The 25680-nt window shown below is 72.6% G+C and carries 24 protein-coding genes; 17 read left to right on the top strand and 7 right to left on the bottom strand.

Going from position 1 to position 25680, the window contains the following annotated elements; genetic code table 11:
• Positions 1-84: 84 nt before the first annotated feature.
• The 5 genes from CWIS_RS14040 to CWIS_RS14020 all read left to right on the top strand — a co-directional run bounded on the left by CWIS_RS14040 (position 85) and on the right by CWIS_RS14020 (position 5134).
• Positions 85-1191 carry a DUF1524 domain-containing protein gene (locus CWIS_RS14040; RefSeq protein ID WP_048343915.1) on the top strand — a complete coding sequence of 369 codons (1107 nt, stop codon included), beginning with the start codon at positions 85-87 and terminating at the stop codon, positions 1189-1191.
• Between the two features lie 60 nt (positions 1192-1251).
• Entirely contained in the window at positions 1252-1800 is a 549-nt protein-coding gene (locus tag CWIS_RS14035) for a MarR family winged helix-turn-helix transcriptional regulator (protein ID WP_053071754.1), read from the top strand.
• Positions 1797-2057 carry a hypothetical protein gene (locus CWIS_RS14030; RefSeq protein ID WP_048343914.1) on the top strand — a complete coding sequence of 87 codons (261 nt, stop codon included), beginning with the start codon at positions 1797-1799 and terminating at the stop codon, positions 2055-2057. The genes CWIS_RS14035 and CWIS_RS14030 overlap by 4 nt, the downstream gene beginning before the upstream one ends.
• 92 nt (positions 2058-2149) lie before the next feature.
• Complete coding sequence (locus tag CWIS_RS14025) at positions 2150-3106, top strand: hypothetical protein (RefSeq protein ID WP_048343913.1); 957 nt, start codon at positions 2150-2152, stop codon at positions 3104-3106.
• Positions 3107-3463: 357 nt separating this feature from the next.
• Positions 3464-5134, top strand: a complete 1671-nt coding sequence (locus CWIS_RS14020; RefSeq protein WP_048343912.1) for an ABC-F family ATP-binding cassette domain-containing protein — start codon at positions 3464-3466, stop codon at positions 5132-5134.
• Positions 5135-5266: 132 nt separating this feature from the next.
• Here CWIS_RS14020 and CWIS_RS14015 read toward each other — a convergent pair whose 3' ends face one another.
• Both CWIS_RS14015 and CWIS_RS14010 read right to left on the bottom strand, forming a co-directional pair.
• Positions 5267-6805 (bottom strand): MATE family efflux transporter, encoded by a 1539-nt coding sequence (locus CWIS_RS14015; protein WP_082156477.1) that lies wholly within the window; start codon positions 6803-6805, stop codon positions 5267-5269.
• Positions 6806-7080: 275 nt separating this feature from the next.
• Positions 7081-7461 (bottom strand): STAS domain-containing protein, encoded by a 381-nt coding sequence (locus tag CWIS_RS14010; protein WP_048343911.1) that lies wholly within the window; start codon positions 7459-7461, stop codon positions 7081-7083.
• A gap of 215 nt (positions 7462-7676) precedes the next feature.
• Here CWIS_RS14010 and CWIS_RS14005 point away from each other — a divergent pair, with 215 nt between their 5' ends.
• The gene (locus tag CWIS_RS14005) at positions 7677-8564 is read left to right on the top strand and encodes an HNH endonuclease (protein WP_048343910.1); all 888 of its coding nucleotides are present in this window, start codon (positions 7677-7679) and stop codon (positions 8562-8564) included.
• Between the two features lie 224 nt (positions 8565-8788).
• Here the strand turns inward: CWIS_RS14005 and CWIS_RS17795 are convergent, their stop codons facing one another.
• The 4 genes from CWIS_RS17795 to CWIS_RS13985 all read right to left on the bottom strand — a co-directional run bounded on the left by CWIS_RS17795 (position 8789) and on the right by CWIS_RS13985 (position 14805).
• Positions 8789-10126 carry an HNH endonuclease signature motif containing protein gene (locus CWIS_RS17795; RefSeq protein ID WP_197080855.1) on the bottom strand — a complete coding sequence of 446 codons (1338 nt, stop codon included), beginning with the start codon at positions 10124-10126 and terminating at the stop codon, positions 8789-8791.
• Between the two features lie 768 nt (positions 10127-10894).
• A complete protein-coding gene (locus CWIS_RS13995) occupies positions 10895-12337 on the bottom strand; it encodes a dicarboxylate/amino acid:cation symporter (protein ID WP_048343909.1) in 1443 nt (480 codons plus the stop codon).
• Between the two features lie 361 nt (positions 12338-12698).
• Positions 12699-14177, bottom strand: coding sequence for an amino acid permease (locus CWIS_RS13990; protein WP_048343908.1), 1479 nt, complete (start codon positions 14175-14177; stop codon positions 12699-12701).
• 184 nt (positions 14178-14361) lie between these two features.
• A complete protein-coding gene (locus CWIS_RS13985) occupies positions 14362-14805 on the bottom strand; it encodes an SRPBCC family protein (RefSeq protein WP_048343907.1) in 444 nt (147 codons plus the stop codon).
• 145 nt (positions 14806-14950) lie between these two features.
• Between CWIS_RS13985 and CWIS_RS13980 the strand changes: the two genes are divergently transcribed.
• From CWIS_RS13980 to CWIS_RS13930, 10 genes are all read left to right on the top strand, one after another.
• Positions 14951-15982 (top strand): TIGR03885 family FMN-dependent LLM class oxidoreductase, encoded by a 1032-nt coding sequence (locus tag CWIS_RS13980; RefSeq protein ID WP_048343906.1) that lies wholly within the window; start codon positions 14951-14953, stop codon positions 15980-15982.
• Complete coding sequence (locus CWIS_RS13975; protein ID WP_048343905.1) at positions 15979-17682, top strand: alpha-amylase family protein; 1704 nt, start codon at positions 15979-15981, stop codon at positions 17680-17682. Before CWIS_RS13980 ends, CWIS_RS13975 begins: the two co-directional genes overlap by 4 nt.
• A 65-nt stretch (positions 17683-17747) precedes the next feature.
• Positions 17748-18755 carry a DUF2804 domain-containing protein gene (locus CWIS_RS13970; RefSeq protein WP_048343904.1) on the top strand — a complete coding sequence of 336 codons (1008 nt, stop codon included), beginning with the start codon at positions 17748-17750 and terminating at the stop codon, positions 18753-18755.
• 82 nt (positions 18756-18837) lie between these two features.
• Positions 18838-19422, top strand: coding sequence for a TetR/AcrR family transcriptional regulator (locus CWIS_RS13965; protein ID WP_048343903.1), 585 nt, complete (start codon positions 18838-18840; stop codon positions 19420-19422).
• Positions 19423-19486: 64 nt separating this feature from the next.
• Positions 19487-21208: a ubiquinone-dependent pyruvate dehydrogenase gene (poxB, locus tag CWIS_RS13960; RefSeq protein WP_048343902.1), complete on the top strand. Its 1722-nt coding sequence runs from the start codon at positions 19487-19489 to the stop codon at positions 21206-21208.
• 460 nt (positions 21209-21668) lie between these two features.
• Complete coding sequence (locus CWIS_RS19865; RefSeq protein ID WP_218022590.1) at positions 21669-21995, top strand: TM2 domain-containing protein; 327 nt, start codon at positions 21669-21671, stop codon at positions 21993-21995.
• Between the two features lie 264 nt (positions 21996-22259).
• Positions 22260-22907 (top strand): DUF6318 family protein, encoded by a 648-nt coding sequence (locus tag CWIS_RS18465; protein WP_156186669.1) that lies wholly within the window; start codon positions 22260-22262, stop codon positions 22905-22907.
• 20 nt (positions 22908-22927) lie between these two features.
• Positions 22928-23782, top strand: a complete 855-nt coding sequence (locus tag CWIS_RS13940; protein ID WP_156186668.1) for a hypothetical protein — start codon at positions 22928-22930, stop codon at positions 23780-23782.
• Positions 23783-23913: 131 nt separating this feature from the next.
• Positions 23914-24342 carry an NAD(+)--rifampin ADP-ribosyltransferase gene (arr, locus tag CWIS_RS13935; RefSeq protein WP_048343949.1) on the top strand — a complete coding sequence of 143 codons (429 nt, stop codon included), beginning with the start codon at positions 23914-23916 and terminating at the stop codon, positions 24340-24342.
• 120 nt (positions 24343-24462) lie between these two features.
• The gene (locus tag CWIS_RS13930; protein ID WP_048343899.1) at positions 24463-25191 is read left to right on the top strand and encodes a GNAT family N-acetyltransferase; all 729 of its coding nucleotides are present in this window, start codon (positions 24463-24465) and stop codon (positions 25189-25191) included.
• 7 nt (positions 25192-25198) lie between these two features.
• On the opposite strand, the gene CWIS_RS19035 is transcribed toward CWIS_RS13930, so the two are convergent.
• Entirely contained in the window at positions 25199-25372 is a 174-nt protein-coding gene (locus tag CWIS_RS19035) for a hypothetical protein (protein WP_170210861.1), read from the bottom strand.
• On the opposite strand from CWIS_RS19035, the gene CWIS_RS18130 reads away from it, so the two are divergent.
• Entirely contained in the window at positions 25314-25649 is a 336-nt protein-coding gene (locus CWIS_RS18130; RefSeq protein WP_082156474.1) for a response regulator transcription factor, read from the top strand. The two genes, CWIS_RS19035 and CWIS_RS18130, sit on opposite strands and share 59 nt — an antisense overlap.
• The last annotated feature ends 31 nt before the right edge of the window (positions 25650-25680 follow it).

Raw genomic sequence — 25680 nt, 5'->3', positions numbered from 1 at the left:
GAAGGCGTGGACGGCGGCTCGCCAAGCGCGCAGATCACACCGCCATCGGCTCGGGCGCACGCGCTCCGCTGCCGATGTCAGGGCATGGGTGCGATGCGCGGCAAGCCGTTCGACGGTGGGTCCGCGCACCGGTGGCGACACCGGTCCGCGCGACAGTCGTCGTCCGTCGCCGTCGTGCTCGTCGGCCTCGTGGTGCTCGTCGGCCTCGTCGTCCTCGGTGCGTGCGGGTCCCTCGGGGCCGCCAGCGGCGCGCCCGCAGGTCCTGCCACGACGAGCACGCCCGGTCCCACCGACGTCCACACGGGCCAACCGGCTCCCCCGTCGTCCGACGAGACGGCCAGCAGCGCGCCCGACTCCCCCGCGGCCGGCCCGTCCGCGCCGGGCGACTCCGCACCCGGCACCGCCCCTTCGGCGTCCACCACCCCGACCGCGCTCGCCACGCTCGCGCTCCTCGAGGTCAAGGGCCGGGCGCCGCAGACCGGGTACGACCGTGAGCTGTTCGCCTACCGAGCGGTCGACCTCGACCGCAACGGGTGCGACACGCGCAACGACATCCTGCGCCGCGACCTGGTGGACCAGGCGGTGCGCGGCGACGGGTGCGTCGTCGAGTCCGGCACGCTCGTCGACCCGTACTCGGGCCGCACGATCGGCTTCGTCCGCGGGCAGGCGACGTCCGGCGACGTGCAGATCGACCACGTGGTCGCGCTGTCCGACGCGTGGCAGAAGGGCGCGCAGCGCTGGGACGCGGCGACGCGCGAGTCGTTCGGCAACGACCCGCTGAACCTGCTCGCGGTCGACGGCCCGCTCAACCAGAGCAAGGGCGCCGGAGACGCCGCGACGTGGCTGCCACCCCACCGTGCCTTCCGGTGCGCGTACGTCGCGCGGCAGGTCGCGGTGAAGCACGCGTACGGGCTCTGGGTGACGCAGGCGGAGCGCGACGCGATCGCCCGCGTGCTCGCGACGTGCCCCGACGAGCAGGTGCCCTCCGAGGGCGCGCCGACGGTGGGCACGCCCGCCGCGTCCGGTGCGCCCGAGCCGACGCCCCCACCACCGCTGTCGACAGGCGATGGCGAGGTGTACTACGCGAGCTGCGCGCAGGCGCGTGCGGCGGGCGCCGCTCCGCTGCACCGGGGCGATCCGGGCTACCGCTCGGGCCTCGACCGCGACGACGACGGCATCGCCTGCGAGTGACGCGCACGCGGGTGATCCATCGGGATTGACGATGGATCGGTCCTGGACGACGGTGGCCGTATGAGCCCGACCACCACCCCGTCCGACGACTTCGGCACCCGCTTCGAGGACCTGTTCCAGCGGGCCTACCTGCGGTTCCACCGCCGCGACGAGCCGCGCTCCGAGCTCGCGGGAGCCTCGCGCGCCGTGCTCCAGCACCTGGCGATGTCCGGCCCGTTGACGGTCGGCGAGGCCGCTCGCCACCTCGGCCGCGCGCAGTCCGTCGTGAGCGAGATCGTCACGCACCTCGAGCGCGACGGACTGCTTGCCCGCGAGCGCGACCCCGCCGATCGTCGCCGCACGCTCGTGTGGCTCACCGGCGAGGGTTTCGACCGCCTCGCCGCCGACCGCCGCGTCCTGTCCCCCGCACTCGTCGGCCGCGCCGCCGCGCTCCTGCCCCGCGAGCAGCGCGACCGCCTGCTCGCCGACCTGCGCGACCTGCTCGCGGCCGACGACGCGGCTCAGACCGCGGCCCTGGACGCCCACGACGCTGGCCCTCGCGCGTCACCCCCCGCGGCTACGAGCACCGCCACCGACCTGCACCACCCCCACGAAGGAGAAGCACGATGAGCACCACCACGCAGAACGACCACGTCCACGCCGCCGCGTGCGAGAGCTGTGGCATGCCGATCGAGTCGGGCCGGTACTGCCAGTACTGCACCGACGAGACCGGTGCGCTGCAGTCGTTCGACGAGCGGTTCGAGCGCATGGTCTCGTGGCAGGAGCGCCGCAGCCCGGGCGCGACGCGCGCCGAGGTGGAGGCGCAGACCCGCGCCTACATGGCGACCATGCCGGCCTGGCGCGGCCACCCCTCGCTGGCCCAGTGACCGTCGCTCGCGCCAGGGCCTGTCACCCTCTCGGGTGAAGATCACCCACAACAGGTCTGTGCCCGGTCTGTCCGGACGATCACCCTGGCGTCATGGGCGTGCGCAGCATGTGGCGCCAGATCCGCCGCTCCGCACAGGGTGAGGACGCCGAGTCCACACCTGGCCCGGCCGCGCGCGAGATGGAGAGCAACCGGTGGTCGGCCGTCACGGCGCTCGTGATCTCGGCGTTCGTGTCGGTCGGCGTCCTCGCGGCGATCGTCCTCCTGCTCCAGCGGCTCAATACCGATCAGCCGACGGCCGCCCTGTCACTCGTGTTCGTGGCGGCGGCCGTCGTGCTGATCCTCGTCGTCGGCGCGCTCAGCGTGATCCTCAAGCGGCTGCGCCTGGACAACGGGCACGAGGCGATGGGCCTGCCGACCGGGAGCGTGCGCGCTGTCATCGCGCTGCTGCTGATCATGTTGTTCTTCATCAGCGCGATGTTCCTGTTCGACGCGACGCGCAACCGCGTGTCGAGCGACCCGGCCTCGTTCCGCTCGCTCGAGGGGCTGAGCACGGCGCAGCTCGCCCAGATCCCGATCGAGCAGGTGCAGACCTCGACGCAACGCCTGCAGGACGGGACCACCGTCTACGACGTCGTGCTCTACCCGCCGCCCACCGCCACCCGCACGTCCGACGACCTCGCCAAGCAGCTCGTGACGACGGTCGCGACGCTCGTCACCGCGGTGGCGGCCTTCTACTTCGGGTCGAACACCGTCACGACGGCACGCGCGGAGCAGCGAGCGCAGGAAGGGCTCCCGCCGAGCGGGGTCGTCCTGCTTCCCCCGGCCAAGGGACCGCAGACCCCGACGACCGCGGCGGACACCGAGGGGACGGCGGCGCAGCCACCCGCGACGGCACCCGCCGGACAGACCTCGACGACCCCCGCAGACCCCCCGGGAACGGCGCCGGCGACGACACCGGCACCTGCCACGTCCGCCACCGCCACCCCCACGTCCGGGAGACCCTCCGCCACGGCGCGGCCTCGCACCGCACGCAAGACCTCGATCTGACCCGGGCCGGGGTGCGGCCGCCGACACCCAGGACGACAGACCCGCGCCGTCGGAGCCGTCAGCGAACGGCACAGGCGTATCCGAGCCTCGACGCCGTGCACGCTCACCGCGCGTCGTGGCTCGCAGGCAGTCCTCGCTCGGCGCCGCCGCCGCGTTCCACACCGGCCGAGAGGCACCCATATTCCATTGCCGGCGCCTGCGAGGTCGTGAGACCGTACGTCGTCCTTGTCGTCGAACGAAGGTCGTGATCATGACGGGCACCCGGTTCGCGCCGCGCCAGCCGCGCTGACCACATCCCCCGCCGCCCCGTGAGGCGCGGGCGAGGGTCAGCGCACCCGCCGAACCCCCGGAGCCCGTATGTTCACCCCCTCTTCGCCCTCCCCTGCGCGCACATCGGCGCGCCCCTCGGTCACCTTCGCGGACGTCACGCTCGTCCGCGACGACGGGACCGTCACCCTGACCGACGTCACCGGCTCGTTCGGGCCAGGCCGTACCGGTCTGGTCGGCGCGAACGGCTCGGGCAAGTCGACGCTGCTGCGGCTCGCCGCGGGTCTGCTGACGCCCACGTCCGGCTCGGTCGTCGTCGCCGGCGACGTCGCCTACCTGCCGCAGCACGTCACGCTCGACGCCGCCGCGACGGTCGCCGACCTGCTGGGTGTCGGCGCGACGCTCGCTGCGTTGCGCGCCATCGAGTCCGGCGACGTCGCCGAGCGGCACTTCGAGGTCGTCGGCGACGACTGGGACGTCGAGGCCCGCGCCGCCGACGCGCTGCACTCCCTCGGTCTGGGCGCCGACGACCTCGGCCGCCCGGTCGCGACGCTGTCCGGGGGCGAGACGATGCTCGTCGCCGTCGCCGGGCTCCGGCTGCGGCGCGCGGCCGTCACGCTGCTCGACGAGCCGACGAACAACCTCGACCGAGCCGCGCGCGCCGCGCTGCGCGAGCTGGTACGCACCTGGCCGGGCGCGCTCGTCGTCGTCTCGCACGACACGGCACTCCTGGACGAGATGGACGAGACCGCGGAGCTGTACGCGAGCCGCCTGTCGGTCCACGGACTGCCGTACACGTCGTGGCGAGCGCAGCTCGAGACCGAGCAGCACGCGGCGGCGCAGGCCGCTCGCACCGCCGAGCAGCAGGTGAAGGTCGAGCGCAGGCAGCGGATCGAGGCCGAGACCAAGCTCGCACGGCGTGCCCGGCAGGGCCGCACCATGGCGCTCAACGCCAAGGCAGCGCCGATCGTGCTGAACGCCTGGGCGTCGAAGGCCGAGGCGACAGCGGGCCGGCACCGTCGCGCGATGGACGACAAGGTCGCCTCCGCGCGCGCCGCCGCGCAGGCTGCGGCCGCGCGGGTGCGCGACGACGAGTCGGTGCACCTCGAGCTCGGCGACCCCGACGTGCCGCGCGGCCGCCGGATCGCGGAGCTGCCGGGCTCGTCGGGAGACGCGGCCTCGACGATCGTCGTGCAGGGTCCGGAGCGGGTCGCGCTGGTCGGGGCCAACGGTGTGGGCAAGACGACGCTGCTCGAGCTGCTCGTGCACGGGACGCCGGGCGGCGACGACGCTCGCGAGCTGCCGATCGACGCGTCGCGCGTGCGCCTGCTGACCGATCGCGTCGGGTACCTCCCGCAGCGGTCGTGGCACCTGGACGACGACGCGAGCGCGCTCGAGCTCGTCGGCGCCGCGGCCCCGTCTGTCCCGACCCGGGACCTGCGCAACCGACTGGCGCGCCTGCTGCTGCGCGGCGACACGGTGCACCGCCCGGTGCGGACGCTCTCGGGCGGCGAGCGCTTCCGCGTGGCGCTCGCGCGGCTGCTGCTCGCCGACCCTCCGCCGCAGCTCCTGGTGCTCGACGAGCCGACGAACGACCTCGACCTGACCACGGTCGACCAGCTCGTCGCAGCGCTGGCGGCCTACCGCGGCGCGCTCCTCGTCGTGAGCCACGACGACGCCTTCCTGGCGCGCCTCGCCCTCGACCGCATGCTCGAGCTGGACCGCACGGGCGACCTGCGCGAGGTGGAGCCCTCGCCCTGACACGCGAGGCGCACGACGAGCGGCCGGGCCCTGAGCCTCCGCGCCGGGGCCTGGGACCGCCACCGCTCGCCGCCGCGCCCGCCGTCGTCGCAGTGCGACGCGGGCGGGCGGGGCGTCGTCGGGCGCGGTGCCTCAGGAGGTCGGCAGCGCCATCCGACCGTCGACGCGCGGCTCGTCGTGCGCGTCGTCGTGAGCGCCGTCGCGCGGCTGCGGCACGACGACCTCGGGCGCCCCGACGTCTCCCGGTTCCACGGGTGTCCCGGTGGTCGGGCTCGTCGTGGTCGGGCTCGTCGTGGTCGGGCTCGTCGTGGTCGGGCTCGCCGCGACCGCGGCGGCGTCCTGTCGCGCACCCAGGATCCGGTGCGCGCGGGCGTAGGCGGGCACGAGCAGCACGATCGCGCCGATCCACGCGAGCGGGTTGCTCCACACCACGCCGGTGTAGCCGAACGCGGCGCCGAGCACGACCGCCGCACCGACGCGCATCGCGAGCTCGAGCACGCCCGTCATCGTCGGGACGAACGACTGCCCGAGCCCCTGCAGCGCACCACGCAGCACGAACAGCGCGCCCAGCACCACGTACATCGCACCGTTGACGGTGAGGAACAGCGCCGCCATCTCGACCACGCGCTCCTCGCCCGGCCCCACGAACAGCTCGACCAGGTGCGCGCCGCTCGTGATGAGGACGGCGGCGAGCAGGAGCGCGCCGATCAGCGACATGCCGATGGCCTGGAGCACGCCGCGCCGGATCCGGTCCGGGCGGCCGCCGCCGTGGTTCTGGGCGACGAACGTCGAGACCGCGAGGCCGAGCGAGGCGAGCAGCGCGACGGCGAGACCGTCGACGCGAGCGGCGGTCGTGTACGCCGCGACTGCGTCGGGGCCGAGCTCGTTGAGCCGCAGCTGCACCGCGAGCGTGCCGATCGCGATGATCGACGACTGGAAGCCCATGGGCAGGCCGAGTCGCAGGTGCCGCCACACGTCGTCGCGGTCGATCCGCCAGTCCTCACGCCGCACGTGCAGGACCGGGACGCGGCGCCGCACGTACGCGAGGCAGAGCAGCACCGAGACGGCCTGGGAGACGACCGTCGCGAGCGCGGCTCCCCCGACCCCTGTCCCGAGCCCTCTGACCAGGCCGATCACGAGGACGACGTTGAGCAGGCAGCTCACGGTGAGGAAGACGAGCGGCGTGCGGGAGTCGCCGATCGCCCGGATGATCGCCGCGAGGTAGTTGTAGAACATCGTGACGGCCGAGCCTGCGAAGCTGACGAGCGCGAACGTCCGGGCTTCGGGCACCAGCTCGGCGGGCGTGTGCAGCCAGCCCAGCGCCGGGTCCACGAGCGCCATCGCGACAACCGTCAGCACCACGCTCGCGATCGCCGCCAGGATCGTGCCCGTCGCGACCGACCGGCGCACCCCGCGGAGGTCGCCGGCACCGAAGGCCTGAGCCGTCGGGATGGCGAACCCGGATGTCATGCCCCACGCGGCACCGAGCAGCAGGAACAGCAGCGCCCCGACGACGCCGACGGCGGCGAGCGAGGTCACGCCGAGGGTGCGGCCGACGACGAAGGCGTCGGCGACCTGGTAGAGCTGCTGGACGATGCTGCCGACGAGCAGCGGGACGGCGAAGACGAGGATGACGCGCCAGGGGCGGCCGGTCGTGAGGACCTTGGCCATGTGAACGGCTCCGAGAGGTCGTGCGCGGGCGGGCGGGCAGGGTGCTGCGGCGTCCGGCCGGGGTGTCTCGGTTCGATGCGCCAGCCAGAATCGTATCGTTACGATCGCCATTGACCTGCAAGTATTTCCGGTCCCGAAGCACACCGAATTGTCGGTTCACTCACACGGGCGCACTCGGCGATCTACCCGTGGCACAACGCTGACCGACCCGTGGGCCGCGCTTGGCCCACCATTGCTCGACGCTGCCTGGCGCCCTGCTGAACCCTGGTCGCGCGTCAGCCGATCGAGGTCGCGACGGCTCCGTCTCCGAGGAGCGCGGGTCCACTGCCCGCCGACACGACCGCGGGCTCGGGCGGCAGGAGCGAACCTGCGCCGACGATCTCCAGCACGCTGCGCACCGTCCGGTCCGGATCGTGCAGCGAGACGGCCAGCCCTGCCTCCCGAGCGGCGTGCAAGAGCTGGAGGACGAACGCGACGCCGGAGGAGTCGATGAACGTCACCGCGGAGGCGTCGACGACGATCGCGCCGTCACTGGTCATCGCCGCGACCATCGATTCGCTCGCCTGCTCCCGCAGCGCGACGTCGATCTCGCCGATCATGCGTACGACCGTGCTGCCCGGTTCCACCTCGACCCGGATCTCCCCCGCAACGTCCACCCTTGCCTCCTCGCTGGTACACCGTTGCTCCGTCACGACCGACCGACGAGACCGTACGCGGCGCCACCCACACCCGCCACGCGGCACGTGCCCCGCACGCCTCTCGGCGCTCACCCACCACCGGGACAACGCCCGACGCTACTCACCGGTTCCGCCCGAATCGCCGGTTTCCGCTCATCCTTGCCAGCAGCGCGTCGGCGTGGTGAGCTCCCAGCGTGGACACCGCAGTCGAAGCAGCGCTGCGCGCCGAGATCATCGAGTGGGTCCAGCACCGGGCGCAGGCGAACGGCGGGTACCTCCACCGGCACGAGCTGCTCGCGTTCCGAGCCGGCGGCCGGGACCTGCCGCTGATCGACTACTCGCGCGGCATCCGGAACCCCGCGGACTTCGCGTCGACGTTGGCAATCGTGCAGTCGGCGCACGGCCCTGACGACGACGTCGAGGACCCGACCGACGGCCTCCTGCACTACGCCTACCGCAGCGGGGACCCCTTCGGCGGCGACAACCGTAAGCTGCGCGCCGCCATCGAGACCGGGATGCCCCTGATCCTCTTCCGCAAGGAGACCGCGAACTTCTACACGCCGATCGCTCCCGTGTACGTCGTCGACGACGTGCCGGAGGACAGCTGCTTCCTCATCGCCCTCGACGAGTCGTTCCGGTACATGCCCGACGTCCGCCACCTCAGCGAGCCCCAACGGGCCTACGCCCTGAGGCTCGCGAAGCAACGGCTCCATCAGCCCGCCTTCCGCACGCGCGTGCTGCTCGCCTACGAGACGCGGTGCGCCGTCTGCACCTTGCGTCATGGATCGCTGCTCGACGCCGCACACATCGCACCCGACGCGTCTGAGCTCGGCGTACCCACGACGCCGAACGGCCTCGCGCTGTGCAAGATCCACCACGCCGCGTTCGACCAGCAGATGCTCGGCGTCACACCCGACTACGTCGTCCACATCGACCGCGAGCTCATGGACGAGATCGACGGCCCGATGCTCCGCCACGGCCTGCAGGAGATGCACGGCCGTACCCCCACCCTGCCGCGCAGACCGGCCGACCATCCCGACCGCGACCTCCTTGCGCACCGGTGGGAGTCCTTCACCCACTGAGCAGCGTCAGGCACCACTCGTCAGCGTCAGGCACCACTCGTCAGCGTCAGGCACCACAAGTCAGTGCGGCGGTCCACGCCGCGGACGTCGCCGACCGAGCGCCACGACGTTCAGGTGTGCCGGGGGCGCGCGCGGCGCCGTCAGAGCCGCGCGCACCTCCGACCACGGAACGTGCACGGCGTCTGACCGATCGGCCGGGTCAGTCGCTCTGCGGGTCGGTACGGCTAGAAGGGTGGTGGCGCGTCGTCGGGTGGGTGGTGGGTGCGGGGGGCGTGCTGCCAGGCGCGGGGTGTGGCGAGGACCGGTTGGGGATGCGTGACGTACGTGATCCCGAACTGCGGGGTCCAGGCCGTTCCACCGCCGGGCAGGTCGCGAGTCACCTTCCAGAGCCCTTGCGTCTTGAGGTCGTGGTGGCGCTTGCAGACCGCGTGCAGGTTGCTCGCCGTCGTCTGGGGCGGGCCGACGTCGCCGCCGGTGGCCGTGGCCCGGTACGGAGCGATGTGGTCGAGCTCGGACGTCCCGGCGGGGCGCACGCAGCCGGGGAACGTGCACGTGACGTCGCGCGCGATCACGTGCGCGCCGAGGACAGCGCCGGGGCGGTACGCGCGGCTGCTCCGCTCGAGCAGGGTGCCGTCGGCTGGATCCGTCAGGAGCCGACGCCACGTGCCGTCGGAGGCGATGAGTCGCGCAGTCTCGGCGGGGATCGGTCCGTGACCCGCGAGCTCGGCGGGGTTGTCGTCGAGACCGAGGAGCGTCGTGGCGGCGACGGTGACCTGGATGTGGGGTCGCGTGCGCTGGCGAGTGGGGAGCCGCTCTCCGCACGGCAGCACCCCGGAGTCGGCGATGTCCCGGAACAGCGCGACGAACAGGTCCGCCCGGCGCTGGGCACGGGTCCGGTCGTCGACGAGGTCGGTCACGTCCGTCGCGGCGTCGAGCACGGTGCGCACGACCATCGCGTCCGGCGCGGTCAGGAACGCGGACACCCAGGCCATGCCGTCGGGCGCCCAGTCGACCCGCACGCACCGGCGAGCCCGGGCCTGCGCGGCGCGGGCGCGCGTCGCGGCAGGGTCGACCGCGAGCACCTCGCGTCGCACCGTGCGGCGCAGCTGCGTGGGCGTCAGGTCGCTCGCGGACTCGGCCGCCATCGCGACCACCTGCTCGGTCGCCCGCCCGACCGAGTCACGGTCCGGCAGCTCGTCCGTGCCCACCACGAGTGCGGCGACCTCGTCGAGGACCAGGTCGACCTTGCGGACGTCCATCGCACCCGAGCGCAGCGCCTCGTCGAGCGCGGGATGGTCCCCCAGCGACCCCGCGCGCGCGACCATCATCTGCGCCGCGGTCCGGGTCCAGGCGAGTGCCGCCGCCACCTCCTGCGGCAGGTCGCCCCACAGCCCGTGCCCACGGGCGAGAAGCTCGCGCACGACAGAGGCCTGCGCCGCCACCGCGAGCCCGATCAGCTGCTGCCAGCCGACCACCAGGCCCAGGAGCTCGACGTCGTCCGCATCCGCGACGACCGCGGACTCGAGCCGGCCGGCGAGCGCGGCAGCACCGATGCCAGGCACAGGGAACTGCTCCGCGTGCACCGGCCAGTGCGCCAACGGTCTCCCGCCTGTGCGACCGGTGGCTCGCGATGCCGTGGGCTCCGGCCGGCACGCAGGAGTCACCACGGCGGGCCGATCGGCGGGCGGCACGCGATCGGCGCCGGAGAGGTGAGCCCTCCCAGGCGACCCGACCTCACGCCCGGGCGCGAGGGCATCGACCACCAGTCGGCTCGCGTTCCTGGGTTCCGCGCTCGCGTCGATGCTCGGAGGCTCGCGCAGTGCGATGACATCCCGCCGCGCGCGTTCCTGCAGCGCCGTCATCACTCACCCCCGTGCGATCCAGCAAGACGCCCTCTCGATTCGAACAAGTGTTCCATAGGCCGCTGACATGCACCCGCCCCATCCACAGGCGCGGTTCGGCTGCATCCGCAGCCTGCCGTCGGCGCTCTGCGGTCCTCCTCGCGGGCATCGCTCGTCCCGCACACGACCGCGCACGGGGACGTCACCAGGGGCCGGCGCACCGACGGATCGACGGATCACGCGGCGCACAGACGTCGACCGCCGCTCGACGAACGAGCGATCGGCGCGCCGCCGTCCCGGAGCACGCCACCCGAGCCGGCGTCGCAGCACGAGGCAGCCGAGCACCGCGGGCCCACGGGACGGCCCAGCACCGAGGCCACGCGACGACAGACGACGAGGCCCCGACTGCATGGTGCGCAGTCGGGGCCTCGCCCTGCACGTGACAGGAGTGCGGTCCCTCACCGGCGCGTGCGCGCCGGTCTCGGCCGATCAGGCCACGGACACAGGCTGACGGTCATCAGCCTCGTCGGCCGCGTGCTCGTCGGCCGCCACACCCTCGTCGGACGCCGCAGCCCCGTCGGACGGAACCGCCGCGTCGTCGCTGAACAGGTCCGCAGCGGACGACGACTCGTACCGGGCGACGTCGAGCAGACCCTCACGCTTGGCGACCACGGTCGGGACCAGCGCCTGACCCGCGACGTTCACGGCGGTACGGCCCATGTCCAGGATCGGGTCGATCGCGAGCAGCAGCCCGACGCCCGCGAGCGGCAGGCCCAGCGTGGACAGCGTCAGCGTGAGCATGACGACCGCGCCGGTCAGCCCCGCGGTCGCGGCAGACCCGACGACGGAGACGAACGCGATGAGCAGGTAGTCGGTCAGGGACAGGTCCACGCCGAAGATCTGCGCGACGAAGATCGCGGAGATCGCGGGGTAGATCGAGGCGCAACCGTCCATCTTCGTCGTCGCGCCCAGTGGCACCGCGAACGACGCGTAGGACGACGGGACGCCGAGGTTGCGCTCGGTCACCCGCTGCGTGACGGGCAGCGTCCCGATGGACGAGCGCGACACGAATGCGAGCTGGATCGCCGGCCAGGCACCGCGGAAGAACGAGCGGATACGCAGCCCGTGCGCCTTGAGGATCACCGGGTAGACGACGAACAGCACGATCGCCAGGCCCACGTAGATCGCGATGGCGAACGTGGCGAGCGGCGAGAGCAGGTCCCAGCCGTAGGTCGCGACGGCCTTGCCGATGAGCCCGAGCGTGCCGAGCGGCGCGAGGCGGATGACCCACCACAGCACCTTCTGGACGACGGCGAGCGCCGAGCGGTTGAACGCGAGGAACGGCTCAGCGGCCTTCCCGGAGCGCAGGGCGGCGATCCCGACGACGAGCGCGACGACGACGATCTGCAGCACGTTGAACGAGATCGACGTGGACGCGGTGCCGTCCTCGGCGAGCTGGGTCGAGGCGCCCAGGCCCAGGAAGTTGCCGGGGATCAGCCCGTTGAGGAAGTCGATCCAGCTCCCGGTCCTGCCGGGCTCGGAGCCGGCGGCGGGGTCGAGCGTCGAGCTCGCGCCCGGCTGGAAGAGCAGGCCGAGGCCGATGCCCACGGCGACGGCGATCGCGGCGGTGATCGCGAACCACAGCAGGGTCTGGCCGGCGAGCCGTGCGGCGTTGGTGACGTGCCGCAGGTTGGCGATCGACGCGACGATCGCCAGGAACACCAGCGGCGGGACGATCGCCTTGAGGAGCGTGACGAACGACGAGCCGATGGTGTCGAGCGTCGTCGTGAGCCAGTTCGCGGAGCCGTCGGCGACGGGCCCCATCTGCAGCGCGACCCAGCCGAGCAGGAGGCCGAGCGCGAGGCCCAGGATCACCTGGACGCTGAACGAGGGGAAGCGCAGCCTGCTGCGCTGGGGGGACGTGTCGGACACGGGTGACCTTTCAAGGGCGCGCGACGAGGGCGCCGCGGCGCGGGAGGGTGACGTCGGCACGCACGGCGAACGGCCCGGTGGTGCGACAGGGAGGGCCCGACGAGGGCCGGAGGCCGCGCTCAGGCGCGGCGGGTCAGCGGCGGCCGAGGCTCAGCGCGCGCTGCGAGAAGGGGTCAACAGCCCCGGGGGGTGGCACGACAGAGCGCGCTGGAGACCCGGGACAGGTCGACAGCTCGGCGCTCGGTCAGGATCGTGCTCACAGCGGGGCAGCTCCTCGTGAGGGGGACGCGGGACGCCGTCGTGCGGCGGTCTCCGGCTCCAACACGGTAACCCGGAAGATTCATCCCATCAAACGACGAGGTCACACGCGGTCGGCGTCGCGCAGCGCGGCCTCGAGGCCCACGCGCGACCGCTTGCGGGAGTACCCGAAGTAGATCCCGAAGCCGATCACGAGCCACACGAGGAACCGCAGCCACGTCTCCACGGGCAGGTTGAGCATGAGGTACAGGCACACGGCCGCGGACACGGCGGGCAGCCACGGCACCCACGGCACCCGGAAGGATCGCGGCAGGTCCGGACGCGTCCGTCGCAGGACGATCACCCCGACGCTGACCAGCACGAACGCCGAGAGCGTCCCGATGTTGACCATCTCCTCGAGCACGCCCACCGGCGTGAACCCGGCGACGAGCGCGCACACGCCGGTGACGACGGCCGTGATGACCCACGGCGTGCGGTAGCGCGAGTGCACCTTGGCGAGCCGCGGCGGCAGGAGGTGGTCCCGGCTCATCGCGAACATCACGCGCGACGCGCCGATCATGAGCGTGAGCACCACGGTCGTGAGGCCGGCGACCGCTCCGGCCGAGATCACCGTGGCCATCCAGTCCTGGCCGTGCACCTCGAACGCGTTGGCCAGCGCGGCGGCCGGGTCGAGCTCGTCGTAGCTGACCATCCCGGTCACGACGAGCGCGACCGCGCAGTACAGGACGGTGCAGATGATGAGCGAGCCGATGATCCCGATCGGCAGGTCGCGCTTCGGGTTCTTGGTCTCCTCGGCGGTGGTCGCGACCACGTCGAACCCGATGTAGGCGAAGAACACCAGCGACGCCCCGGCGAAGATGCCCGTCACCCCGAACGCCGACGGCTCGATCCCGGCGAGCGCCTGCAGCAGAGGCTGCGTCATGCCCGACTTCGCCTCCGTGACCTGCTGCGCCGGGATGAAGGGGTCGTAGTTCGCGGCGGAGATGAACTGGATGCCCGCGACGATCACGAACAGGACGATGAACAGCTTGATCCCGACGAGCACCAGGTTGACGCGCATCGACTCCTTGATGCCCAACGAGATCAGCACACCGAGGAACACGATCAGCAGGACGGCCGGCAGGTCGATGACACCGCCGTACGCGATCGACTCCGGCAGGACCCAGCCGATGTTCTCCAGGAACGTCCCGAGGTACGCGCTCCACCCCTGGGCGACGACGCTCGCGCCGAGGAACATCTCGAGCAGCAGGTCCCACCCGACGATCCACGCGATCAGCTCGCCCATGCTCGCGTAGCTGAACGTGTACGCGGACCCCGAGACAGGCACGGTCGAGGCGAACTCCGCGTAGCACATGGCCGCGAGCGCGCAGCAGAACGCCGCGACGACGAAGGACAGGACGATCGCGGGTCCGGCGACCTCGTGCGCCGCGCGCCCGGTCAGCGTGAAGATCCCCGCGCCGATCACGACGCCGACCCCGAAGACCACGAGGTCGAGCGCCGACAGCGACTTCTTGAGCTGGTACTCCGGCTCGTCGGCGTCGGCCAGGGACTGCTCGATCGTCTTGGTCCGCAGCACGCTCATGCCTGGTCCTCCCGCCGCCACACCCGAATGGTGCGAGTGTTCCGGAACTCGCCTGGTCACGCGCGTCGCAGCCGGGCGGGCGTATCAACGGGCGAGACGGTTCGTGTCGGTCTACAGGCAGCCGACGAGGCCGGCACGGGCCGTTCGTCGCAGAAGAGGCCCGACGAGGGCGCGCGGGCGAGGCTCAGCGGGTCGAGCGATCCTCCGCGATGTAGGCGAGGCGCCGCAGGGTCTCGACGTTGCGCGGGACGAGTGCCGCCGAGCGCAGCGGTCGGGGCACGAGCGTGCCGACCCCCCGGACCGCGTCCTCGACCATGCGCACCCACGTGCCGCCGTCCGGGTGCGGACGCACCTCGAGCAGGATCTGCGCCTCCCCCGCGGGCCAGGCCCGTGCGCGCAGCTCGAGGCGTCCCGCCGGGTCCCAGGACACGACGCTCGTCGTGTCGTCGAGCAGGGCGGGCCACAGGCCCACGGAGTGCGCGATGCGCGAACCGGGCGCGGGCCACTCGTCGTCGACCGAGCGGATCCGGGCGGTGCCGACCACCCACGCGGCGTAGCTCCAGCCGTCGGCGAGCACCTCGAGCACGTCGTGCGGCTCGCAGCGCATCCGACGCGTGACGGTCGCCATCGCCCACCTCCCCGGGGCCGCCGCGCGGCGGCTTGGCAAGCATCGTGCGCCCTGCGCCACGACGACGCGAGCGGGCCGCGCGACCCCTCGGCCGCCTACCCGCTCGCCGCGCGCGATGCCCGCGCGCCGGGTAGGAAGGATCGCCATGACCACGATCGGGTTCCACCACTCGCACGAGCAGGTCCACCCTGCGGGCCTCCTCGCGGCGGCGCAGCGCGCGGCCGAGGTCGGTTTCGACGCGGGCATGTGCTCCGACCACTTCGCGCCGTGGAGTGCCGCGCAGGGGCACTCCGGGTTCGCGTGGTCGTGGCTGGGTGCGGCGCTCGCGACGACGAGCCTGCCGTTCGGCGTGGTCAACGCGCCGGGCCAGCGGTACCACCCGGCGATCGTCGCTCAGGCGGCCGCGACGCTCGCCGCGATGTTCCCGGGCAGGTTCTGGGTCGCGCTGGGCTCGGGCGAGAACGTCAACGAGCACATCACGGGCGACGGCTGGCCACCCAAGCACGTGCGCGACGCGCGCCTGCGCGAGTCCGTCGCGATCATCCGCGCGCTGCTCGCGGGCGAGGAGGTCACGCACGACGGCCTCGTGCGGGTCGACCGCGCCAAGCTGTGGACGTTGCCCGACGCGCCGCCCGCCCTGATCGGGCCCGCGGTGACCCCCGCGACCGCGGCCGCGCACGCCGACTGGGCCGACGGACTGGTCACCGTCAACCAGCATCCCGACCGCCTGCGCGACGTGCTCGCCGCGTACCGCGACGCCGGCGGCCGCGGCACCGCCGCGCTCCAGGTCCACGTCGCGTGGGCACCCGATCCCGACGAGGCGATGGCGGTGGCCCGCGAGCAGTGGGGCGTGCAGGTGTTCGGCCCGCCCGTGGCGTGGGACCTGGACCTGCCCGAGTCGTTCGACTCGCTCGCCCCACATGTGTCCGACGAGGCCGTGCGTCGGGCGGTGCTCGTCGAGCACGACCCGTCGCGCCTGCGTGACCGGCTCGCGGCGCTCGTCGGCCTGGGCTTCGACGCGGTGTACGTCCACCAGGTGGCGACCGACCCCCGCGCGTCGGACGACAAGCACCCCAGCGCGGACCCGACGGCGACGCCGCGGTCCGCGACGCTCGACCGGTTCCTCGACATGGCGGGCGAGCACCTGCTGCCCGGGCTGCGGGAGGTGGCGGCATGAGGCTGCGCGAGACGAGCGACCTGTGGTGGAAGACGGCGGTCGTCTACTGCCTGGACGTGGAGACGTTCATGGACTGGGACGACGACGGCGTCGGGGACCTGCAGGGCCTCACGCAGCGCATCGACCACCTCGCGGACCTCGGCGTCACGTGCCTGTGGCTCATGCCCTTCTACCCGACGGCCGACCGCGACGACGGCTACGACATCACCGACTTCCTCGGCGTCGACCCTCGGCTGGGCGACGTCGGCGACCTGGTGCGACTGATCCGCACCGCCCGGGACCGCGGGATCCGGGTCATCGCGGACCTCGTCGTGAACCACACGAGCGACCGGCACCCGTGGTTCCGCTCTGCCCGGCGCAGCAAGGACTCGCCCTACCGCGACTACTACGTGTGGAGCGCGACGAAGCCGCCGGACACGAGCGACCAGGTGGTGTTCCCCGATCAGGAGACCGGCATCTGGACGCGCGACGACGCGACGGGCGAGTACTACCGCCACCGCTTCTACCGCCACCAGCCGGACCTGAACACCGCCAACCCGAAGGTGCGGGACGAGATCGCGAAGGTCGTCGGCTACTGGACCGAGCTCGGACTGTCGGGGTTCCGCGTCGACGCCGTGCCGTTCTTCCTCGCGGACACCGCCAAGGGCCCGGACGACGACCTCGAGGACCCCCACGACTACCTGCGCGACCTGCGGTCGTTCCTCACGAGGCGATCGGGTGACGCGGTCCTCATGGGCGAGGTGAACCTGCCGTACGACCAGCAGCGCCAGTTCTTCGGCGACGACGACGGCGACGGCACCTCCGACGGCACGGAGCTCACGCTGCAGTTCGACTTCGTCGGGATGCAACAGCTGTACCTGTCCCTCGCGCGGCACGACGCACGCCCGCTCGCCGCGACCCTCGCCGCGCGTCCGACGATCCCGCGGGATGCGCAGTGGGCGACGTTCGTGCGCAACCACGACGAGCTCACGCTCGACAAGCTGTCCGACGACGAGCGCGCTGAGGTCTTCGCCGCGTTCGGGCCCGACGAGGACATGCAGCTGTACGGGCGCGGTCTGCGCCGTCGCCTGCCGACCATGCTCGACGGCGACCCGCGCCACATCCGGATGGTCTACTCGCTGCTGTTCTCGCTGCCCGGCACCCCCGTGCTGTTCTACGGCGAGGAGATCGGCATGGGCGAGAACCTCGCGGCCGAGGGCCGCATGGCGGTGCGCACCCCGATGCAGTGGACCGCCGAGCGCAACGGCGGCTTCAGCCGGGCCGCACCGTCCCGCCTGCCCGGCCCGGTGGTCGAGGACGGCTACGGTCCCCGGCACGTCAACGTGGCCGAGCAGCGGCTCGACCCGGACTCGCTCCTGGCGTTCATGCGGCTCCTGGCCCGGCGCTACCGCGAGAGCCCCGAGCTGGGCTGGGCGCGCGAGGTCGAGATCCTCGACCAGCCGCATGCCGCCGTGCTCGCGCACCGCTCGACCTGGGACGACGGCTCGATGGTCGCGCTGCACAACCTCGCCCCCGAGCCGGTCAGCGTTCCGCTCGAGCTGAGCGACTGCTCGAGCGAGGGTGCACCGGTCCGGCTCGTCGACCTGCTCCAGCCCGGCGAGGCCGCGCTGGACGCGCGTGGCCGCACCACCCTGGAGCTGCCGGGCTACGGTTACCGCTGGCTACGCGTGGTGCACGCGACGGAACGCCGCCTGATCTGACCACCCTGGCACGGACACAGGCGCGCCCACCGGCCGGACGTTCGTCCGTCTGCGACGATCCCCGCGTGCTCATCGACGCGCAGGAGATCACGCTCCCCGTCCCGCTGCAGCTGCCGTCCGGGCGGCTCAACCCCGACGCCGTCGGCTGGAGCCGCACCCCCCTGCACGACACCGACCGCGTCGGCCGCTGGGCACGACGCTGGGGCCGGGCCAAGCGGTGGGAGTACTGGGCGGTCCTGACCCCCACGCACGTCGTCGGAGTGACGATCTCGTCGCTCGACTACGCGGGCCTGGCGCAGGTGTGGGTCCTGGACCGGGCCACGCGCGACGAGGTCGACGCCGTCGCGATCGCACCGTTCGCCCGCGGGACCTCCCTTCCCGGCACGCTGGGGACCGGACCCGCGAGCGTCACCACGCGCGCCGTCAAGGCCCAGTTCGACGACGACGAGCACGGCACGCGCCTGCGTGCCCGCACCGGCCGGGTCCGGCTCGACGTCACCGCCGCGCTGCCGCCCGGCCACGAGCGCCTCGGCGTCGTGGTGCCGTGGGACTCGCGCACGTTCCAGTACACCGTGAAGGACGTCGCGCGGCCGGTCGTCGGGCGGCTCGAGGTCGACGGCCGGACGTTCGACGTGCCGCTCGGCTCGTTCGCGGTGCTCGACCACGGCCGCGGGTACTGGCCGCGTGAGCTGTCGTGGAACTGGGGCTTCGGCGCGGGCGTCGTCGACGGCCGCACGGTCGGGCTGCAGCTCGGCGGCCGGTGGACCGACGGGACCGGCTCGACCGAGAACGCGGTCGTCGTCGACGGGCGCCTGCACAAGCTCCGCGAGGACCTGACCTGGACCTGGACCGACGGGCGTTGGACCGACCCGTGGACTGTCCGCGGCGCGTGCGCCGACCTCACGTTCACGCCGTTCCACGACCGCGTCTCGCACACCGACCTGCGCGTCGTGCGCTCGTCCACCCATCAGTGCTTCGGCCACTGGTCCGGCTGGGTCACGCTCGACGACGGCACGCGGCTCGAGATCGAGGACCTCCTGGGCTCGGCGGAGGACGTCAACCAGCTCTGGTGAGCGGCACCGGCCGCATGCCCAGCCTGTGACCGGCGAGACACGGGACCGTGGCGCGAGCGGGGATATAGTGAACAGCGTGTCCATGAAATCGGAGGGCGCGCCGCGCGGGCGTCCGCGGTCGGTCGAGCGCCGGCAGGCGGTGCTCGACGCCGCCGCTGAGCTCGCGCTCGGCAGCGAGACCTTGCCGACGATGGACGCGATCGCCACGCGCGCGGGCGTCTCGCGGACGACGCTCTACAAGTGGTGGCCCTCGTCGGCCGCCGTCCTGCTCGAAGGACTGCTCGACCGCTTCCACGCGAGCATCGAGTTCGACGACGACCTCCCGGTGCGCACCGCACTCACCGCCCAGGTCGACGCGCTCGTCCACCTGCTGCGCGACACCCCCGCCGGACGGCTCCTGCGCCAGCTGATGTCCGCGTCGATCACCGACGCGGCGACAGCGACCGCGCTGCTGGACCAGTGGATGGAACCCCGCCGTCACGCAGCGATCGGCCACCTCGAGCGCGGCATCGCCACCGGTGAGGTGCGCGCCGGAACCGACCCCGCGCTCGTCGTCGACGCGCTGTTCGCGCCCGCGTACCACAGGCTGATCTGGGGGCACGCCCCGCTCGACGACGACCTCGCCGAGCACGTGTGCGCCCTCGTCTGGCCCGCGATCACGACCTGACCTCGAGCTCCACCCGCGCGGCACACCCCGCCGCACCACCCCACCCACATCAGGGAGACCACGCATGACCACCGTCGCCAAGAACATGGTCGACACGCTCGTCGCCGCGGGCGTCAAGCGCGTCTACGGCATCCCCGGGGACTCGCTCAACGGGTTCACGGACTCGCTGCGCGGCTCCGGGATCGACTGGGTGCACGTGCGCCACGAGGAAGCAGCGGCGTTCGCCGCGGGCGCCGAGGCCGCACTGACCGGCGAGATCGCGGTCTGCGTGGGCTCGTGCGGACCGGGCAACCTGCACCTCATCAACGGCCTGTTCGACGCGCAGCGCTCGGGCGTGCCGGTGCTCGCGATCGCCGCGCACATCCCCACCTCCGAGATCGGCTCGGGCTACTTCCAGGAGACCCACCCGCAGGAGCTGTTCCGCGAGTGCTCGGTGTACGTCGAGTACGCGGCGTCCCCGGTCCAGATGCCGCGGGTCATGCAGAACGCGATGCGGGCCGCGATCGAGCAGAAGGGGGTCGCCGTCGTCGTGATCCCCGGCGACGTCGCGCTCGCCGAGGCCGACGACGCCACCGTCACGCCCATCCGCGCCACCAAGCCGCGGGTCGTGCCGTCCGACGACGAGCTCGCGGCGGCCGCCGGGCTCCTGAACGACGCGAAGCGCGTGACGATCCTCGCCGGTGCAGGTGTCGAGGGCGCGCACGCCGAGCTGCTCGCACTCGCCGACACCCTCGGCGCGCCGATCGTGCACACGCTGCGGTCGAAGCAGTTCGTCGAGCACGACAACCCGTTCGACGTCGGCATGACCGGCCTGCTGGGGTTCGCGTCCGGGTACAAGGCCATGGAGTCGTGCGACACGCTGCTGATGCTCGGCACCGACTTCCCGTACCGCCCGTTCCTGCCCGAGAAGGCGAAGGTCATCCAGGTCGACATCCGCGGCGAGCGCCTGGGCCGCCGCACGCCGCTCGAGCTCGGGCTCGTCGGCGACGTCCGCGAGACCCTGCTGGGCCTGCTGCCGCGGCTGTCGCGCCAGTCCGACCGCTCGCACCTGGACGACGCGCTGGCGCACTACGCCAAGACCCGCACCAAGCTCGACGACCTCGCGACGCCGCGCAAGGGCTCGCAGCCGCTGCACCCGCAGTACGTCGCGAAGCTGATCGACGAGATCGCGTCCGACGACGCCGTGTTCATCCCGGACGTCGGCTCGCCCGTCATCTGGGCCGCTCGCTACCTGACGATGAACGGGCGTCGCAAGCTCATCGGCTCGTTCATCCACGGCTCGATGGCCAACGCGCTCCCCCAGGCCGCGGGCGCAGCAGCCGCGTTCCCGGGCCGTCAGGTGGTCGCGATGTCCGGCGACGGCGGCGTCGCGATGCTGCTCGGCGAGCTCCTGACGTTCACGCAGAACAAGCTGCCCGTCAAGATCGTCGTCTTCAACAACTCGTCGCTCAACTTCGTCGAGCTCGAGATGAAGGCCGCGGGCTTCGTCACCAGCGCGACCGACCTCGAGAACCCGTCGCTCGCCGCGATCGCCGAGGCCGCCGGGCTCAAGGCGTTCCGGGTCGAGAAGTCCTCGGACCTGCGCGGCGCGCTCGAGCAGGCGTTCGCGTACGACGGTCCGGCGTTCGTCGACGTGGTCACCGAGCGCCAGGAGCTGACCATCCCGCCGTCGGTCAAGCTCGACCAGGCCAAGGGCTTCGCGCTCTACGCGCTGCGCACGCTCCTGTCCGGTCGGGGCGACGAGCTGCTCGACCTGACCCGCGCCAACCTCCGCCAGGTCTTCTGACCTCGGGGCTCCGGCGCCCGTTCGGCGGGCCGCACGCGGCTGCCGAGGGTCGCTCGTCGTCCCGGTCCGCGACGAGCGACCTTCGGCAGCCGGGCGGCGACCGATTCCTCCCGGAAGCGGCCCGTCTGTCGGTGACGAGACCGGTCCCGGCACCCGTCACGCGAGACAGATGCCGCGGTGACCTGCGGCTTCGGTACGCTACGCGCTCGCCCCGACGCTCGTGGCCCGGGGCCCCTCCCGACGAACAGGAGCCCGCGTGTCCTCGGAGTACCCCGGCGCACCGACGCCCGAGAACCAGCCGCAGCAGCCGACGCCGGGCACGCCGCCCGCCTACGGTGCCCCGCAGCCCCCGCAGTACCCCGCCGCACCCGCCTACGGGGCCCCGGCCTATGGCGCTCCCGCCTTCGGTGGACCGGGCGCGACCTACCCGGGCGCTCCCGTCGAGTCCGACAAGTCGTTCATCGCGACGTGGCTGCTGGCGTACTTCCTGGGCATCTTCGGGGTCGACCGCTTCTACCTGGGCAAGGTCGGCACCGGCCTGGCCAAGCTCTTCACGCTCGGCGGCTGCGGGATCTGGGCGCTCATCGACCTGATCCTGGTGCTCGCCGGGCAGCAGAAGGACAAGTACGGCCGACCCCTCGCGGGCTACGACCAGCACAAGAAGCTGGCATGGATCGTGACGGCTGTGCTCGTGGTCGCCTCGTCCATCGGCTCGGCGCTCAACCCGCCGGACTTCAGCCAGTTCTCGAGTGACGCGTCCGCGTCAGTGGTCCAGGTCCGCCACTGACGAGTCCCACCTACGTCCGGCTCGACGCCGGGCGGCACGACCGACGAGAGGGCCGGTTCCGCGACGTGCGGGACCGGCCCTCACGTCGGTGGTGAGGGACACCCGGCGTCGACGACAAGACGACCTGGTGCGGTCAGTGCCCCGAGGCCGTTCCGGGCTCCGCGTCAGGCATGGCGTGGCGACGGCGTCACCAGGTCCTCGAGGTTGTCCACAACCGGGAGCCGCCTCGCCCCCGAGGGTTCCGATTCGGGTAGTTTGCCCGGCATGCGTCATCACGGGGGCACCACACGCGCGCTCGCAGCCGCGGCAGTCGTCGGGATCGGCCTGGCGCTCGCGGCCTGCTCCGGGAGCGGGGGCGCGGGCCCGACCTCCCCGCCAGCCGTCACGGCGTCGTCGACCCCGCAGGTCACGGCCACACCGAGCCCGACCCCCGAGCCGTCGCCCACGCCGACCGCCGCACTGGCCGACGTCACCGTCGCCCCCACCCCGCCCGCCGCTCTCGACGGTCCCGCCACCGAGGAGAACGCGGCCGCCGTGGCCGAGTACTTCATGTCGCTCTTCCCGTACATGTACGCGACCGGAGACACCGCGGAGTGGGAACGCCTGACCGGTGAGAACTGCGGCTACTGCTCCGGGACCCTGGTGGACCTGCAGAAGAAGCTCGCGTCGGGCAGGCACGCGCAAGGAGGTAGCTTCGAGGTCGAGGCCAGCGGCTCGTCCACGTTTGACGGCCACGAGTTCTTCGCGTGGGTCGTGTTCATCCAGCACCCGTCACGCGCCGTGGACGAGGCGGGCACCGTTGTCGAGGACTTCCCGGACACCACCCGGGTCCGGGCACAGGTCACGGTGGTCTGGAGCGGCTCGGGCTGGGCTGTGGACGGGGTTGATCCACGAGAGCTCGAGACACTGTGACGGCCGCCCGGCCGGCGAGGGTGCCGACCGTCCGGCTGATCCTCACGACCGCCTTCGTCGTGGCGGCGACGGTGCTCGGTGCGGTTTCACCGGTCCGAGCCGACGACGTCGTCGTCACCGCCCCCGGTGACGACAGACTCCACGCGCTTGCGTTCAAGGCGTCGCAGGCGGAGAGGGCGTGGCGGGCCGCTGGCGTCTCCGAGGCGGAGAGGCTGGACGAGTACAAGCGTGCGGCGCGGTGCGACGACGACACCGACGTCGAGGAGCCGGGGATCGACCAGCGGTGCTACATCCCGCCCGGGATCGAGATCACAGGCCCGACGTGCGAGGACGGTCCGGCGATCGCTCCGCTGTGGTTCCGGTTCCGGGTCAGCCCTCAGGCGGCGTGGTCGGACTGGGAGATGCTCGTCGGCTGGTCGTGCCCCGAGCACCTGCTGCCACCGGTCAGCATCGAGGACCTCCGCGTGCTGCACATCGCACCGCCCGACGTCGCGGTGCAGCCGGCCGACGAGCTGCTCGTGAACAAGCCGGCGATCCTCCACACCCTCGCCGACGCGCAGGCGTTCGACACCGAGATCGCCGGGTTCGACGTCGAGATCGTCGCGGAACCCTTCGCCTGGGACTGGGCGTTCGACGACGGTGAGCGGTTCTCCACCGACGTCCCCGGTGAGCCCTACCCGTCGTTCGAGGTCACCCACACGTTCGTCACCCCGGACCAGGGCAGCGTCGTCCGGCTGACGACGTCCTGGCGCGGCCGCTACCGAGTCGCGGCCGACCCGCTGCACAAGTGGCGCACGATCGACGGCAGAGCCACCACCGAGTCCAGCAGCGAGCCGTTCGACGTCATCGAGCTCCGGACCCGTCTCACCGACTGAGCGCACCCCGGACCCCGTCGGAGCCGCGCGATCACGGGCGGCGCGCGCACGACCCGATGGCGGCAGCGCGGGGAGCCGACCTACGCTGCGCGCAGACACACGTGAGCGACCGACGAGCGTGAGGGGTGGACGTGACGGAGACGGGCGCACCGGTCGAGGTGGACGATGCTGGGCCGTTCTTCCACGGCACCAAGGCCGACCTGCGGCCCGGCGACCTGCTCGAACCCGGGCGGAGCTCCAACTACGGCTCCCGGCGCACGGCGAGCTTCGTCTACCTCACGGCGACGATGGACGCCGCGATCTGGGGCGCCGAGCTCGCGCAGGGCGAGGGACGCGGACGGATCTACCGTGTCGAGCCCGTCGGTCGGATCGAGAACGACCCCAACCTCACCGACAAGCGGTTCCCCGGGAACCCGACTCGCTCGTACCGCACCCGCGAGCCGCTGCGCGTCGTCGCCGAGGTCACCCCGTGGCAGCCCCACCCGCCGGACGTGCTGCAGGCGATGCTCGACCACCTGCGGGCACTCGAGGACGAGGGCATCGAAGCCATCGACGAGTGACCCGCCGCCACGTCCGCGCCACCTGCGGTCTCACTGCGCGGGAAGCTGGGCGATGGACCTTGCGCTGTCGCACCACGCGCCTAGCATCCGGCCGACGGTCCGACGAGGAGAGGAACCACCGTGGCAGCCGAGACCCTGGACGCCGTGCCGGCCGCGCCCGATCGAGCGGTCCACGTCCTGGACAACCCTGCGTGGCACTCGCTCACGGGCCGGCACGCGGCGTTGTCCGAGGGCAACGAGATCGCGCGGCGCTACCTGCCCGAGGTCTCGCCGTTCGCGGCCGTCCGCTCGTGGGACGACCCGGACGTGTGGGACGCGGTCCTCGACCTCGTCGGGCCGGGCCAGCTCTTCCCGGTCTCCGGCAGCGACCCGGCGCTGCCGGCCGGCTGGGAGGTCGTCGCACGGGGTGCAGGGGTGCAGCTCGTCGAGACGGACGCGCTCCGGCCACGGCCCGACGACGAAGCCGTGCTCCTCGGCGCCGACGACGTGCCCGAGATGCTCGCGCTCGTCGAGCGGACGCAGCCCGGTCCGTTCGCACCGCGCACGCACGAGCTCGGTCGCTATGTCGGCCTGCGACGGGACGGACGACTCGTGGCGATGGCCGGCGAGCGTCTGCAGCCCGGCGGCTGGACCGAGATCTCCGCGGTCTGCACTGACGCCTCTTTCCAGCGCCAGGGCCTGGCCACGCGCCTCGTGCTCGACGTCGCGCACCACATCCACGAACGGGGCGACCGGGCGCTGCTGCACGCGGCCGAGGCGAACACGCGCGCGATCGCGATCTACGAACGGCTCGGCTTCCAGCTCCGGCGCCGCACGGTGTTCGGCACGGTGCGCACACCGTCGCGCTGACCGGGCGTCAGACCGCGCACTCGCAGACGAGGTTGTACTCGACGACCTGCTCGTCGGGCTGCGCCCACGCCTCGGCCTGCTCGCGGGACTCGAACGTCCGACCGGCGAGGCGTCCGTCGGCCATGAGCACGCTGAACTCGATCTGCTCGCGGGGGTCGGTCCACCCGAGCGTCTGCGACATCGTCCCTCCCTCCTCGTCGGGCTCCCTGGTCGAGCCCTCGTGCGCACCACCTGCGCTCACGTCCAGGTCAACCACACCCGGCTCCGATTCATGCCCCCTCACCCCGCAGGAGCAGGTCGTCCGCACACTGGGCGCCGGCCGTACGACGCGCGAGGCCGCCGCCGCGCCGTGCCTCAGCCCCACGACGATCGAGGACCACCTGCGCAACGTCTACGCGAAGCACGGCGTCCGCTCCCGCACGGACGTGGCAGCAGTAGCCCTGGCCGAGCGGGGCTGAGCGCTGGATGATGGCCGTGCAGACCGCGAGC

Origin of the sequence: Cellulomonas sp. A375-1 (assembly GCF_001040865.1) — a bacterium.
GTDB classification, from domain to species: Bacteria; Actinomycetota; Actinomycetes; order Actinomycetales; family Cellulomonadaceae; genus Cellulomonas; species Cellulomonas gelida.
The sequence above is the reverse complement of the archived record's forward strand: the minus strand, read 5'-3'. Positions and strand labels throughout refer to the sequence as shown.

Excerpts from the sequence above, each read along its gene's own strand:
- CWIS_RS14030 (WP_048343914.1), top strand. The coding sequence starts at position 1,797 with ATGAGCACCACCACGCAGAACGACCACGTCCACGCCGCCGCGTGCGAG.
- CWIS_RS14040 (WP_048343915.1), top strand. The coding sequence starts at position 85 with ATGGGTGCGATGCGCGGCAAGCCGTTCGACGGTGGGTCCGCGCACCGG.
- CWIS_RS14035 (WP_053071754.1), top strand. The coding sequence starts at position 1,252 with ATGAGCCCGACCACCACCCCGTCCGACGACTTCGGCACCCGCTTCGAG.
- CWIS_RS13990 (WP_048343908.1), bottom strand. The coding sequence starts at position 14,177 with ATGAGCGTGCTGCGGACCAAGACGATCGAGCAGTCCCTGGCCGACGCC.
- CWIS_RS13975 (WP_048343905.1), top strand. The coding sequence starts at position 15,979 with ATGAGGCTGCGCGAGACGAGCGACCTGTGGTGGAAGACGGCGGTCGTC.
- CWIS_RS14015 (WP_082156477.1), bottom strand. The coding sequence starts at position 6,805 with ATGGCCAAGGTCCTCACGACCGGCCGCCCCTGGCGCGTCATCCTCGTC.
- CWIS_RS19035 (WP_170210861.1), bottom strand. The coding sequence starts at position 25,372 with ATGTCGCAGACGCTCGGGTGGACCGACCCCCGCGAGCAGATCGAGTTC.
- CWIS_RS13985 (WP_048343907.1), bottom strand. The coding sequence starts at position 14,805 with ATGGCGACCGTCACGCGTCGGATGCGCTGCGAGCCGCACGACGTGCTC.
- CWIS_RS13980 (WP_048343906.1), top strand. The coding sequence starts at position 14,951 with ATGACCACGATCGGGTTCCACCACTCGCACGAGCAGGTCCACCCTGCG.
- CWIS_RS13965 (WP_048343903.1), top strand. The coding sequence starts at position 18,838 with ATGAAATCGGAGGGCGCGCCGCGCGGGCGTCCGCGGTCGGTCGAGCGC.
- CWIS_RS14025 (WP_048343913.1), top strand. The coding sequence starts at position 2,150 with ATGGGCGTGCGCAGCATGTGGCGCCAGATCCGCCGCTCCGCACAGGGT.
- poxB (WP_048343902.1), top strand. The coding sequence starts at position 19,487 with ATGACCACCGTCGCCAAGAACATGGTCGACACGCTCGTCGCCGCGGGC.
- CWIS_RS18130 (WP_082156474.1), top strand. The coding sequence starts at position 25,314 with ATGAGCACGCTGAACTCGATCTGCTCGCGGGGGTCGGTCCACCCGAGC.
- CWIS_RS14020 (WP_048343912.1), top strand. The coding sequence starts at position 3,464 with ATGTTCACCCCCTCTTCGCCCTCCCCTGCGCGCACATCGGCGCGCCCC.
- CWIS_RS18465 (WP_156186669.1), top strand. The coding sequence starts at position 22,260 with ATGCGTCATCACGGGGGCACCACACGCGCGCTCGCAGCCGCGGCAGTC.